The sequence below is a fragment of the Roseibaca calidilacus genome, assembly GCF_001517585.1.
Classification (GTDB): Bacteria; Pseudomonadota; Alphaproteobacteria; order Rhodobacterales; family Rhodobacteraceae; genus Roseinatronobacter; species Roseinatronobacter calidilacus.
Window position 1 is genome coordinate 175,591 of record NZ_FBYC01000001.1, and the last position, 13,076, is coordinate 188,666.

Genomic DNA, 13,076 nt, shown 5'->3' on the forward strand with positions numbered 1-13,076 from the left:
CCCTGTGGCGTCAGGACCGGGGGCGTTCTTTCTTGGGGTCGTAATGCGCGAAAGGCACGATGCGTGCGGGCAGCCGTTTTTGGTGCCCGTCCAGCTTGCCGATTTCGACCTCTGTCCCGATGTCGGAACAGGCCACATCCACCCGCGCCAGTGCGATCGTCTTGCCCAGCAGCGGCGAGCGCATGGCGGACGTCACCTCGCCCACCTGCGCGCGCCCGATATGAACGCAGTCGCCATGGCCAACCTCTGCATTGCTGTCTATGTCCAAGCCCACCAGCTTGCGGGCAGGGTGTTCCTTGCGCCGGATCAGCGCGTCGCGGCCGATGAAATCCTCGGTTTTGGATTTCAGCGGCACGGTAAAACCGATGCCCGCTTCGAATGGGTCGGTCTGGTCGCTGAAATCATAGCCTGCAAAGATCAGTCCGGCTTCGATCCGCACCATGTCCAGCGCATCCAGCCCTAAAGGGGTCAGCCCGTGGTCGCGCCCGGCGTCCCAGATCGCATCGAACACGGCGGCGCAGTCGCGCGGGTGGCACATCACCTCGTAGCCTAATTCGCCGGTATAGCCCGTGCGCGACACAACGATGGGCACACCATCGGCCCCGTGCAGCCGCGCGGGCGTGAAGCGGAACCAGTCCAACTGGTCAAAGGTCGGGCGGTGTGGCGCAGTCCAGACCACCTTGCGCAGCAGGTCACGGCTTTCCGGCCCTTGCACGGCGACATTGTGCAACTGGTCGGTCGAGGACCGCACCAGCACGTTCAGCCCCGCTTTTTCGGCCTGTTCGCGAATCCACTCGCCGCCGTAATCGGTGCCACCGATCCAGCGGAAATTGTCGCGCCCCAGCCGGAACAGCGTGCCATCGTCGATCATACCGCCATGCGGGTAGCACATGGCAGTATAGACAACCGCGCCTTCGGCCATGGTTTTCACGTTGCGGGTGAAAATGTATTGGCACAAAGCCTCTGCATCGGGGCCGGTAATCTCGAATTTGCGCAGCGGCGACAGGTCCATGATGACGGCTTTCTGCCGGCACGCCCAGTATTCCTGAATCGTGCCTGCCGTGGCAAAGGAACTGGCCAGCCAATAGCCGTTATACTCCACGAAATTGCCGGTGAATTTCGCGAAAGAGGCGTGGAAGCCGGTTTCCTTGGTCATCTTTGGCTCCGAATCTGGGGTGGCGCGGATCGCTATGGCGCGCTTGAAGGGTTCCGTGCCGCTATAAGTGCGCACATGAATGTCGGTCGGGTTCCAGCCATTGGCGGCGGTGGTGTCGTCCGGGCAGGCGGAACTGACGCAGACCAGATCGGTCAGCGCGCGTAGCAGAACATAGTCGCCGGGGCGCGACCAAGGCTCGTCCGTATACAGCACGCCATGGTCGTCCAGCCCGGTGTTGAAGAAAAAGTTTATCGCCATCCAGCCGGGGCGCGGATCGGCCCCGAACCCGGCCAGCGCGCCGTTGAAATTGTCGGTGCAGTTCACATGGCCGGGATAGCCGATATCGTCATAGTATTTCGCGGCGCAGGCCATGGCGAAAGCATCGTGCCGCCCGCAGGTGTCCTGCACGACCTCGACCAGCGGGTCCATGTCCTGATCGTAGTATTTCGCGTGTAGGCCCGGCATGGGGTAGGCATGGCCCATCAGCGTGCGCGTGGTGGTCACGTCCAGCGGGCGTTGCAGGCCGCGATCCAGCTTGCGGGCGTCGAAACACTGAAAATCGGTGCATTGGCGGCCATCCACATCCAAAATCTGGATGAAATCCCCGGCCTTGACGAAATACGCTTCGGCGGTGGCGGAGCGCACGCGGATATCGGCCAGCGGGTCTGCTAGCGGGTCGGGCAGGTCGAACCCGGCGCGGGGGCGCAGCTTGGCGCGGGTCAGCAGCACGGCAAGCGGGGTCAGCGTGTCTTGCCCATGGGGCGACATGGCATCTCCCGGCGCGGCAATCAGCAGATGCGCGTCGCGGGTGGCGGTGAATTCCTCGGACGCCCCTGCTTTCGTGGCCGCGTCGAACAAGCGCAGGCTTGGGGCATGGGCCAAGCCCGCCCCCAACTGTTCCAGCTTGCGCCGCACGCGGTGCAGCGAGGTGTCGCCCGAAGACAGGACCGCCCGCACCCCTTCGGCCTGCGCATTGGCCGGGGCACCCAGCGCGCCGATGTCGCATTGCCCATTGGCGCAAATGGCCAGCAGCTCCGCCGCCTGCCCGCCTTCCATGTTGCGAATGCTTACCCGGTCGCCTTGGTGCAGCTGCACCAGAATCGCGCCGCCACCTTCGACATGGTAGCGTTCCACCCCGGCGGGCAAGGTCAAGCCTTGCGGCAGGCGCACAGCGCTGGGGCGGGGCGCACCCGGTATGACCTTGGGGTAGGTATCAAGCGGCATGGTGGCACCCGTGCGATAACTAGGAATATTTATTTCCCATGAAGAATATTTGGAAAGACGCCCTCAAGCAAGACAATTCTGAGAATCGCCTGCACGCCATTGCGCAGCCCGGCTATTTGCGATTATCGCAAACCATGTGTCGACCCGGATAATCGCTGATGAATTTTGCCATGATGCTTCTGCTGGCCTGCCTGATCGACCTTGCGGTGGGTTGGCCTGACGGGCTTTATCGGCGCATTGGCCATCCTGTTACATGGCTTGGGCGGGCGATTGGCTGGTTGGAGCAGCGCTGGAACCGGGGCACGCCCGTAGTGCGGCTTGGGTTCGGGGCGTTGACGGTTGCTTTGCTGGTTGGCGGCGTTGCCCTGCTTGGCGCGGTGCTACAGGCGCTATTGCCGCAAGGCTGGCTGGGCCTTGGGCTTGGCGCGGTGTTGGCATGGCCCCTTGTTGCCCTGCGCTCTATGCAAGAGCATGTGCGCGCGGTCGAAGTTCCGCTGGCGGGCGGCGACCTGCCCGCCGCGCGACATGCGGTGTCGATGATCGTGGGTCGTGATGTCTCGCAGGCGGATGAGGCCGCAATCAGCCGCGCCGCGCTGGAAAGCCTGGCCGAGAACAGCGCCGATGGTATCGTGGCGCCCGTGTTCTGGGGCGTGGTTGCGGGTTTGCCGGGGATCATGGCGTACAAAGCCATCAACACGCTGGATTCGATGATCGGCCATCGCAATGACCGGTATGAGGCGTTTGGCAAAGTGGCCGCCCGGCTGGACGATGTGGCGAACCTTGTCCCGGCGCGGCTGACCGGGCTGATCTTCGCGCTTGTCGGCGGGCGGCCCGTGCAAGCCTTGCGCGTCATGTGGCGCGACGCGCGCGCGCATCGCTCGCCCAATGCCGGTTGGCCAGAGGCCGCCATGGCTGCCAGTCTGGGGCTGCGCCTGTCCGGCCCACGCCGATATGGCGACACCGTTACATCAGAGCCATGGCTGAACGCCGCGGGTGCTGACGCCACACCCGCCAGCCTGACCCGCGGGCTGGTGCTGTATAGGCGCATGTTGGGGCTGATGCTGGCGGCGTTGGTCATCACCGGGGGGATTGCTTATGCGTGACCATGGCGGCGATCTGGCACGCGCGCAGGCGGTCTATGGAGTGGGGGACTGGCTGGACCTGTCCACGGGTATAAACCCCGTTGCCTACCCCATGCCGCCCCTGCCGCTGGCGGCGCTGACACGTCTGCCCGAAAACCGCACCCTGATGGCCTTGGAGCAAACCGCACAAGCCTGCTACGGCACGACCGCCCCGATTGTGGCGCTGTCGGGCGCGCAAGCCGCCATCCAGCTTGTGCCCCGGTTGCGCACGCCGGGGCAAGCGCGGGTGCTGGGGCCGACCTATAACGAACATGCCGGGGCCTTGGCCGCGCAGGGCTGGCAGGTGCAGCAGGTGCACAGCGCCGAGGCGCTGGCGGGTGCCGATCTGGCCGTGGTCGTCAACCCCAACAACCCCGATGGGCGGGTGCTGCCCCCGGCACAGCTTCTGGCCCTACGCGACCGCGTCGGCCTGCTGATCGTGGATGAAAGCTTTGTCGATGTCACGCCCGAAGCCTCGCTAGCCGCGCAAATGACCGAGGCAGAGGAGCGGATGATCCTGCTGCGATCCTTCGGCAAGTTCTTTGGGCTGGCGGGGCTGCGGCTGGGCTTTGCGATTGCGGGTGCCGGCCCTGCGCGCGCCTTGCGCGACATGGCGGGGCCTTGGGCGGTCAGCGGCCCGGCGCTGGTGGCCGGGTGCGCTGCGCTGGCCGATAGCGGCTGGCACATCGCCGCCCGCGCCCGACTGGCGCAAGATGCGCCAAGGCTGGATGCCGTGGCCGCACGCGCCGGCTGGGCCTTGGTGGGGGGGACCGACCTGTTTCGCACCTATCACACGCCCGATGCCAAAGCAGCGCAGGCACAATTGGCGCAGGGGCATGTTTGGTCACGGATTTTCCCTTATTCCGACCATTGGCTGCGGCTGGGCTTGCCTGCGCCGACAGGATGGGGTCAGGTGGAACGGGCAATACTTGCGACGGGCGCAGCATGAGTTTTCTAAGCGATGCAGGCACCTTGACCATTCTGGATGCCGCTGCGGTGGCCCTGTTTTTCGCCATCTGGTTATGGCTGGGCTGGCGGATCGGGCACCCATCGGCGGCGAAACCGTCGGTCACCGTGCTGATGCAGGAATACCGCCTGCAATGGATGCAGATGATGGCGGCCCGCGATCCGCGCATTTTTGACGCGCAAATCATGATGAGCCTGCGTCAGAGCACGTCTTTCTTTGCCTCGACCTGCCTGTTGGCGATGGGCGGGCTTCTGGCCTTGATCGGCAATGTCGAACCGCTTCAAGGTGTCGCGACGCGCCTGACCAATATGGAAAGTGTCAGCGCGGTGCTTCAGGTCAAGCTGTTCCTGCCGCTGTTCATGCTGGGCAATGCGTTCTTGAAATTTGTCTGGTCAAACCGGGTGTTCGGTTATTGCTCTGTCATCATGGGGGCGGTGCCGAATGACCCGGACCACCCGCAGACCTTGCCCATGGCCCTGAAAGCCGGGCACCTGAACGCGCGCGCGGCTTTGAATTTCAATGCCGGGTTGCGCTCTATGTATTTCGCGCTTTGTGCGCTCGCTTGGCTTGCGGGCGCATGGGTTTTGCTGGTGGGTATAGCCGTCACGGCTTGGGTCGTCTGGAGCCGGGAATTCGCCTCTGCCTCTCGCGAGATCATCTTGTCGCGGGACAGCGATGCAGCGTGAATGGTGGGTGATGAGAGACTCGAACTCCCGACATCTTCGGTGTAAACGAAGCGCTCTACCAACTGAGCTAATCACCCGACAAAGCGCCAGATAAACGCTTTCCAAGCCCTGTGCAAGACGCGTTATCCCGCCAGCAGCTCTGTCAGCAGCGGGTTTGGAAAACGCCGGGTGCGGGTGATGGCCAGAAAGGTTTCGTCAATTCCGTCAAGTTGTTTCAACTCGACCAGAACGCCTTGGCGCAGTTCGTCCTTCACCGCAATGGGCGGTAGCACGGCAAAGCCTGCATCGGCGCGTGCCAGTAGGCGCAGCATGGCCATGTCATCGGCTTCGGCGGCGATGTTGGGGGTAATGCCAAGCTGGTCAATCAGCCCGTCAAAGGCAGCGCGCAAGGCGGTTTCCGGGGTAGGCAGGACAAGCGGCGCAAAGCTCAACAACTCGGGCAAGGCCAAAGGCGCGCGCGCGGCGCGCAGGGGGGTGCCGATCAGGCTGACGGGTTGCGAGGCCAGACGCTGCACGCGCCACGGGCTGGCCGCATCGCGCGCAGGCGCAAGATTGGTCAGCACCACATCATAGGCCATGGCATCAAGGCCGCGCAGCAGGTCGGCCTGATTGCCCGACCGCAAGATCACCTCGACATCCGAACGCCCGACCAGCGGTTCCAAAAACTGCATCTGGAAATTGCGTGATAGTGTTGCCAAAGCGCCGACGCGCAGCGCGCGCCGCACCTGACCGCGTTCACGCAGCGTGGCCGACAAATCCTCGGCGGTGCGAAAGATGGTTTCGGCATGTTCCAGCGCAATGCGCCCGGCTTCTGTCAGCACCAGCCCACGCCCGCGGCGTTCGAACAGGTCATGGCCAAGCGCGGCTTCCAGCGCCTTGATCTGCGTGGAAAGTGCGGATTGCGACAGGTTCAGCCGGCCCGCCGCCCCGGTCAGCGTGCCGTCGGTCGCCACGGCGCGGAACAGCCGCAAATGGTGCAGGTTCAGCATAGTTCTACCAAACAGAACGATTACCCAAATAATATGTAATTTTTTGAAAGTTTGGCAAGTGATATCTGCGATGCACCATTTCCAGACCGGAGGGACGACATGACCACCCTGCTACCCTTGGGCCACTTTGCCCCGCTGCTTGTTCTGGCGGCTGCTATCCTTGGCTATGCCCGCCCGGGCCGCCGCCCCGCCCATGTGCCATTGCTGGCCGAAGCTGCCGCGCTTGGCGCCTTGGTGCTTGCTGTTTTCGGTGCGTTGCAACTGGTCATGGGCGCGGCCCTGACCACCGGTTCTGGCGCGTTTTTGCTGCGGTTGGACGCGGCAAGCGCAACCATGACCTTGCTTGTCGCCTTCGTGGGCTGGGTCGTGGTGCGCTACTCGCGCAGCTATCTGGATGGCGAGGCGCAAGAGGGCCGCTTTCACGCCCTAATGCTGACCGCGCTTGCCGCCGTGCTGGTGCTGGTGCAATCGGGCAGCATGGCCGTGCTGATCGCATCTTTCATCGCCATTGGCGTGGTGTTGCGGCAATTGCTGCTGTTCTATAGCGACCGGGCAGAGGCCCGGCGCGCGGCGACCAAGTTCGCCCTAGTCTGGGGCGCGGGCGATCTGGCGCTGGTGCTGGCCGCGCTAGCGCTGTGGCAAGCTTTTGGCACGGTCGATGTGGTGGCGCTGGGCATTGCAGCTCAGGGCGGCTTGCCGCTTGCGGGCCATTTGGGGGCCGCGCTTCTGGTTCTGGCGGCTGCCCTGAAAACGGCGGCTTTCCCGCTGCATGGCTGGCTGACCGAAGTGATGGAGGCACCCACGCCGGTCTCTGCCCAGCTGCATGCAGGGATCATCAACGCGGGCGGGTTCCTGCTGATCCGCAATGCGGAACTGGTGCAGGCCAGCCCCGGTGCCTTGGCCGCGCTGGTCATGCTGGGCGGGTTCACCGCGCTGTTCGGCGCCATGGTAATGCTGACGCAAAGTGCCGTGAAAACCGCGCTGGCATGGTCCACGGTTAGCCAGATGGGCTTTATGCTTTTGCAATGCGGTCTGGGCCTGTGGGCGCTGGCGCTGCTGCATATCGTGGCGCATTCCATGTATAAAGCGCATGCGTTCCTTGCCTCTGGCAACGCTGTTCGTGCGGTTGCGGGGGTTACCCGGCCCGGCCCGGTTGCGGTGCCCGGCCTTGGGGCCGTGACGCGCGCATTCCTGTTGGCATTGGCGATCTATGCTGTTGTGGCCACGGGCTTTGGCGCGGTGGCGGGTGCGAAATCGGCGCAGGCGCTTGCCTTGGGTGCGATCCTGATCTTCGGGGTGGCCTATTTGGTTGCCCAAGGTCTGGCAGATGCCGCCCCGCGTGCGCTGACGCAGCGCACGGCGCTGGCCTCGCTCGCTGCCGCCGTCGCCTATTTCGCGCTGCATGTGGTGGCGGGCGCTTTGTGGGGGCCGTATCTGCCCGCGCCGCCCGTGCCCGGCGCGCTGGAATGGGCGCTGATCGTGCTGGCGCTGGCCTCTTTCGGGTTGATCGCTGTCGCGCAGGCGCTGTTCCCGCTCTGGGCGCATCATCCGGCCACCGCCGGGCTGCGGGTGCATATCGCCAATGGCCTGTATCTGAATGCCGTGTTGGACCGCTTGATCGGCGGCCTGCGGACCACCACCAAAGCGTAAGGGAGAGAGCAGATGTTCCACAAGCAAGACCAGTTCACGCCAGCGCATATCTCGGGCATTCTGAAAGCCGCCGAAGCTGCCGCGCGCGACATCCCGCCCGCGTTTCCGCTGGATGCCACGGTCGCTGTGAACCCGTTCATGGGGCAGTTGGGCGAAGATCTGGCCACCGCCAGCGCGCGGTTGGCCCGCGTGGCCGGGGTTCGCATCACCCGCGAGCGGGCTGCGTATGCGCGGGCCGTGGCTGAGGGCACGATCACCGATGACGATCTGACAGAGGCGCTTGGCGCCTGCCCGCATTCCACCAAGCCCGCCAACCTTGACGCCCTGAAAAGCCAGCTTGCCACCGACAGCCCCGCGCCGCGCGCGCTGCCCACGGTCGCGCATCTGGCCGCCCATGCCACGGGCACCGACTGGCCTGCGTTGATTGATCGGTGTTTCGGGCTCTGGGCGGCGGCGTATTTCGACCGGGGCCAAGCGCTCTGGACACCCGCGCCCGGCCATTCTGCATTCGCGGGCTGGCGCGAATGGGCCACGCATGACCTGACGCCCGAAATTGCCGGGCTGACCGGGTTTTGCGCCCATGTCGCCAGCGCGCCAGATACGCCCGAACGCGCCATCCTGCGCGCTGCCGACCGGCTGGGGCTGACCGAGGATATGGCGGAATCGGTCTTTCACCGCTTGCTGATGGATATTGGCGGCTGGTCGCAACACGCGCGCTGGCTGCTGTGGCAGGCAGAGCTTGCTGGCGGTTCGGATGCCACGATCACCGACCTTCTGGCGATCCGGCTGGTCTGGGAAGAGGCATTGTTGGAGCTTGCCCCGCAAGCCGCGAAACCCTGGGCGCAGACCCGCGCGGCCCATGCCGCCCCCTTGGCCCCAAGCCCCGCGCAAGTGGTCGATGCCGTCCTGCAAGAGGCGGCAGAGCGCGCGCATCAGCGCGACCTGACCGCCGCCATGACCGGGATAGCGGCCACGGATGGGCGGCCAGAGGTGCAAGCCGCCTTCTGCATCGACGTGCGGTCCGAAGTGTTCCGCCGCGCGTTTGAAGCACAGGATGCCGCCATCGAAACAATCGGCTTTGCTGGGTTCTTTGGCCTGCCCTTGGCGCACCGGCCCCATGGCGCGGACCAGACGGATATTCACCTGCCGGTGCTGCTGAACCCCGCGCTGACCGCGTGCAGCCATGCGGCCCCCAAGGCAGAGCAAGACGCGCGGATCGCGGCTCGTGCCACCCGTGCCTGGGGCCGGTTCCGGCAGGCGGCGGTGTCGTCCTTCGCTTTCGTCGAATCCGCAGGGCCGCTCTATGGCTGGAAGCTGGTCAAGGGGGCCTTGGGGTTGGACGGGGTGCAGCGTGACAAATCCCCGGCCCCGCAGATCGAGGGCGGGCTGACGCCCGAGCAGAAGGCCGATATCGGCGCCAAGGTGCTGACCGCAATGAGCATGACCAAGGGCCATGCGCCTTTGGTGCTGCTGCTGGGCCATGGCGCAAGCGTCACCAACAACCCGCATGAAAGTGCCTATCATTGCGGGGCCTGCGCGGGGCAGACGGGCGAAATCTCGGCGCGGATGCTGGCCATTCTGCTGAATGACCCCGAAACGCGCGCCGGGCTGCCTGCGCATGGCATTACCGTGGCCGATGACGTGCTGTTCGTGGCCGGGCTGCATGATACAACAACAGACGAGATCACGCTTTACGACGATTGCCCGGCGGCCACGCACAAGGACCGGTTGGCGCAAACCCGCCGCTGGCTGAAGGCCGCAGGCGCGCAGGCGCGGGTCGAACGTGCCATGCGCTTGCCGGGGGCGACCGCGCAAAGCGTGACCGCGCGCGCCGCCAACTGGGCAGAGCTTCGGCCCGAATGGGGGCTGGCAGGCTGCGCCGCGTTTATCGCGGCCCCGCGCGGTGTGACCCGCAAGGCGGACCTGCAAGGCCGGGCCTTTCTGCACAGCTACGACTGGCAGGATGATGCAGGCTTTGCCACGCTGGAGTTGATCCTGACCGCGCCCGTCGTGGTCGCAAGCTGGATCAGCTTGCAATACTATGGCTCTAGCGTGGCCCCCCATGCCTTTGGCGGCGGCAACAAGCTGATCCACAATGTGGTGGGGGGCATCGGCGTGGTGCAGGGCAATGGCGGGGTATTGCGCCCCGGTCTGCCATGGCAGAGCATCCATGACGGTGACGCGCTGGCGCATGACCCGTTGCGCCTGTCGGTGATGATTGAAGCACCGATGCAGGCGATGTCGGACATCTTGCAAAAGCACCCCGATGTGCAGGCGCTGTTCGACAATGGCTGGCTGCACCTGTTCGCGCTGGAGGGCGGCAAAGTAGCAGGCCGCTATCGGCCCGGACGGGTCTGGGACAGCATTGCCGCACAGGCCAAGGCCGCCTGAGCCTTGCCGCGCGCCGCGTGCCGCGCTACGGCAAAGGCAAGCAAGGGGGCGGCAATGGATGATGAAACGACACCGGGGCAGGCCGATCTGGTCTGCCCCGTATGCCTTGGCGCGGCAGTGCCTTTCCTGACCATTGCAGCGCGGCACTACCATCGGTGCCCGACCTGTCAGGCGCGGTTTCTGGACCCTGCGCATTTCATTGCCCCGGCTGAAGAGCGCGCGCAGTATCTGACGCATGAAAACGCCATTGATGATGCGGGCTACCGGCGGTTCTTATCGAAACTGGCCGCGCCGCTATTGGCCCGTCTGGCGCCCGGTGCCCATGGGCTGGATTATGGCTGCGGTCCCGGCCCCGCGCTGGCCGCAATGCTGTCAGAGGCCGGGCATGAAGTGGCGCTATACGATCCGTTTTTCGCGCCCGATCCGGCCCCCTTGGCGCAGGTCTACGATTTTATTACCTGCACCGAAGTGGCTGAGCATTTCCACCACCCCGCCGCCGAATTTGCCCGGCTGCGCGGCTTGGTGCGCCCCGGTGGTTGGCTGGCAGCGATGACCAGCTTTCAGACCGATGACGCGCGCTTTGCGGGCTGGCAGTATCGGGCGGACCCGACACATGTTGTGTTCTACCGCGACGCAACCTTCCGCTATCTGGCCCAAACTTGGGGTTGGCGCTGCGAGATACCTGTCAAGGATGTCGCGCTTTTACAGCGCCCCTTGGGCTAATTCGCTGTTCAGCCGCCGGGCCATCCAGATGCTGCCTGCCGCGAGCGTCAGGCACCACAGGCCCATGGCCAGTGTTTGCGCCGGAAAGTCGATGCCCGCATCGATCAGCATGCCGGTAATGCCCGGCCCGATCGCGGTTGACAACACGATGATCGTGGTCCCCAAGGACCGGATCGCGCCCAGATGCCGTGTGCCATAGACCGCCGGGAACAACCCGCCCCAAAGCGTGCTGGCCATGCCTTGGGTAAGGCCGACAATGGCCAAGGCCACATACCACATGACCACGTTCTCCGCCGGGCCGATCAGCGCCACGCCGACGCCCATCGGCACCAGCAGCAGCGGTAATAGCCGGTGTGGCCCGAACCGGTCCGCCGCCCATCCGCTGAGGAATGACGCGGCCACAGTGAGCGATGCAAAAGCTGAATAGCCCGGCGCCATCTGCGCCAGTGTCCAGCCTTTGACCTCTGCGATATGAACTTGGTGAAAGAACACCACGGTCCCGATAAAGCCCGGTGTCAGCAGCACCGGCACCAGCGCGGGGAAAAACCAGTGCCGCAGCGCGTCGGTCCGGTTCCAGTGCCGTGCGCCAAGGCCGGTCATGCTGTCGGAATGGGCCATCCCTTGGGGGGTGCGTTCATGGCGCAGGCTGGTCCACAGCACAGGCGCGACGACCAGCGCCAGCACCAGCGCGACGCCAAGCCATGTCGTGCGCCAGCCGATGCTGGCGATCAGCAGCACCGTAAGCAGCGGAATGACCACCTCGCTTGCCGGGTGGCCCAGATTGGCGAAAGCCACAGCGCGCCCGCGCGTGGCCTCAAACCAGCGGCCCATAGCCGTCATCGCCATATGGATGAGCATGCCCTGACCGCAAAAGCGCAGCAGGAACAATGTCAGACCCAGCAGCCAGACTGATTGCGCGGTCGCCATCAGCACCGCCGCCAGCGCGAAAACCAGCGTCATTGCCGGGGCTAGCCGGGATAGTGGCACGATGTCGGCCAGCGAGCCGCGCCAGAACATCAGCGCGGCAGAGGCCAGCGTGGCCACGGTATACAGGCTGCCCCAAGCGCCGTCGCTTAGGCCATGCACGGCCTTTATGTCGCCCGCGAAGAGCGAGATGAACCACGTCTGCCCAAAGGCAGAGGCGAAGGTCAGCAAGAACCCCACGCCCAACCAGCGCAGGTTGGTCTTCAAAAACTGCAAGGCGTTTTGCATGGCGGGGCCTGACTGCCGGACAGGTCAAGATGTCCGGGCAAAAGGAATAATGCTTAACATGTGTCATACCCCTGTGCCGGGCGCAAGCGGCCTAGCGCATTAGCACAACCGGCACTTTGCAACTACGCACCATTTCCGTCGTGCTTGACCCGATGACAAGGCTGCGGATGCGCGAATGCCCGTAAGCACCCATGACGACCATGCCGAAGCCCTCGGCCTCTACCAGCTTGCCCAGATCGGTTTCCGGCTGGCCGGGGATGACGCGGGTTTCAACGGCAATCCCCGCAGCTTTCAGCAGGGCCTGCGCATCGGCCAGCCCTTTTGTGACCTCTGCGGTTTCGGCACCGACGGTCACAACGGTTACGGCCAACCCGGTAAACAGGGGGCTGCGCGCGATATGGTCCACCGCTTTCATGGCCGCGCGCCCGCCATCATAGGCCACCAGCACCGACGTAATCGGCCGGAACGCGCGAGAGGCGACAAAGACGGGCTTGGTCGCCGTGCGCACGATGCGCTCAAGGTTCGATCCCAGATGCCCCTTGGCGAAATCGGCGGCCTCGCCGCGTTTGCCGACCATGATAACGCGCGCGTCAGCTTCGATTTCGGAAATCGCCTCGACCACGTCGCCATGGCGCAGGCGGGTGGTCACGTCTTGCGCCCCGGCTTGCTCTACAAGGGCGCGCGCATCGTCCAGAATGGCGCGGCCCTGATGGTTCATCAGCTTGGCACGCTGCGCGTCCAGATCGGCCAGTTCCGCCATCAGGGCGCTGCGCGCGCCCAGCCGGATCGCGCCAGACAGGTCGCGCGCCTCTGACACGTCGCGGCGGCCCAGAACATGGATCAGTCCCACTGGCGCGCCCGTGGCCTTGGCGATCCATGCGGCATGGTGGCAGACGCTTTCGGAATAGATCGAGCCATCGACCAATGCGATGATCTTCTGTGTCATGGTCGGTCCTT

The 13,076-nt window shown here is 64.9% G+C and carries 10 protein-coding genes and 1 tRNA gene; 6 read left to right on the top strand and 5 right to left on the bottom strand.

Annotated features, from left to right (window positions below):
* Positions 1 to 10 precede the first annotated feature (10 nt).
* Positions 11 to 2,380, bottom strand: a complete 2,370-nt coding sequence (locus tag AWT76_RS00670) for a trimethylamine N-oxide demethylase (RefSeq protein ID WP_072244259.1) — start codon at positions 2,378 to 2,380, stop codon at positions 11 to 13.
* 158 nt (positions 2,381 to 2,538) lie between these two features.
* Here AWT76_RS00670 and cbiB point away from each other — a divergent pair, with 158 nt between their 5' ends.
* The 3 genes from cbiB to AWT76_RS00685 are packed head-to-tail and all read left to right on the top strand — an operon-like array spanning position 2,539 to position 5,154.
* Positions 2,539 to 3,483: an adenosylcobinamide-phosphate synthase CbiB gene (gene cbiB, locus AWT76_RS00675; protein WP_072244260.1), complete on the top strand. Its 945-nt coding sequence runs from the start codon at positions 2,539 to 2,541 to the stop codon at positions 3,481 to 3,483.
* Positions 3,476 to 4,450, top strand: a complete 975-nt coding sequence (gene cobD / locus AWT76_RS00680; RefSeq protein WP_072244261.1) for a threonine-phosphate decarboxylase CobD — start codon at positions 3,476 to 3,478, stop codon at positions 4,448 to 4,450. The genes cbiB and cobD overlap by 8 nt, the downstream gene beginning before the upstream one ends.
* Positions 4,447 to 5,154, top strand: coding sequence for a DUF599 domain-containing protein (locus AWT76_RS00685; RefSeq protein WP_072244262.1), 708 nt, complete (start codon positions 4,447 to 4,449; stop codon positions 5,152 to 5,154). Before cobD ends, AWT76_RS00685 begins: the two co-directional genes overlap by 4 nt.
* 1 nt (position 5,155) lies before the next feature.
* Here the strand turns inward: AWT76_RS00685 and AWT76_RS00690 are convergent.
* Both AWT76_RS00690 and AWT76_RS00695 read right to left on the bottom strand, forming a co-directional pair.
* Positions 5,156 to 5,231, bottom strand: a tRNA-Val gene (locus tag AWT76_RS00690).
* A 45-nt stretch (positions 5,232 to 5,276) separates the two neighbouring features.
* Positions 5,277 to 6,143 carry a LysR family transcriptional regulator gene (locus AWT76_RS00695; RefSeq protein ID WP_072244263.1) on the bottom strand — a complete coding sequence of 289 codons (867 nt, stop codon included), beginning with the start codon at positions 6,141 to 6,143 and terminating at the stop codon, positions 5,277 to 5,279.
* 99 nt (positions 6,144 to 6,242) lie between these two features.
* Between AWT76_RS00695 and AWT76_RS00700 the strand changes: the two genes are divergently transcribed.
* The 3 genes from AWT76_RS00700 to AWT76_RS00710 are packed head-to-tail and all read left to right on the top strand — an operon-like array spanning position 6,243 to position 10,907.
* The gene (locus AWT76_RS00700) at positions 6,243 to 7,793 is read left to right on the top strand and encodes a proton-conducting transporter transmembrane domain-containing protein (RefSeq protein ID WP_072244264.1); all 1,551 of its coding nucleotides are present in this window, start codon (positions 6,243 to 6,245) and stop codon (positions 7,791 to 7,793) included.
* A gap of 12 nt (positions 7,794 to 7,805) precedes the next feature.
* Positions 7,806 to 10,184, top strand: coding sequence for a YbcC family protein (locus AWT76_RS00705; RefSeq protein WP_072244265.1), 2,379 nt, complete (start codon positions 7,806 to 7,808; stop codon positions 10,182 to 10,184).
* 54 nt (positions 10,185 to 10,238) lie between these two features.
* Positions 10,239 to 10,907 carry a class I SAM-dependent methyltransferase gene (locus AWT76_RS00710; RefSeq protein ID WP_082700040.1) on the top strand — a complete coding sequence of 223 codons (669 nt, stop codon included), beginning with the start codon at positions 10,239 to 10,241 and terminating at the stop codon, positions 10,905 to 10,907.
* On the opposite strand, the gene AWT76_RS00715 is transcribed toward AWT76_RS00710, so the two are convergent.
* Both AWT76_RS00715 and AWT76_RS00720 read right to left on the bottom strand, forming a co-directional pair.
* Positions 10,887 to 12,119 carry an MFS transporter gene (locus AWT76_RS00715; RefSeq protein WP_072244266.1) on the bottom strand — a complete coding sequence of 411 codons (1,233 nt, stop codon included), beginning with the start codon at positions 12,117 to 12,119 and terminating at the stop codon, positions 10,887 to 10,889. The two genes, AWT76_RS00710 and AWT76_RS00715, sit on opposite strands and share 21 nt — an antisense overlap.
* Positions 12,120 to 12,210: 91 nt before the next feature.
* Positions 12,211 to 13,065, bottom strand: coding sequence for a universal stress protein (locus AWT76_RS00720; protein ID WP_072244267.1), 855 nt, complete (start codon positions 13,063 to 13,065; stop codon positions 12,211 to 12,213).
* Positions 13,066 to 13,076 lie beyond the last annotated feature (11 nt).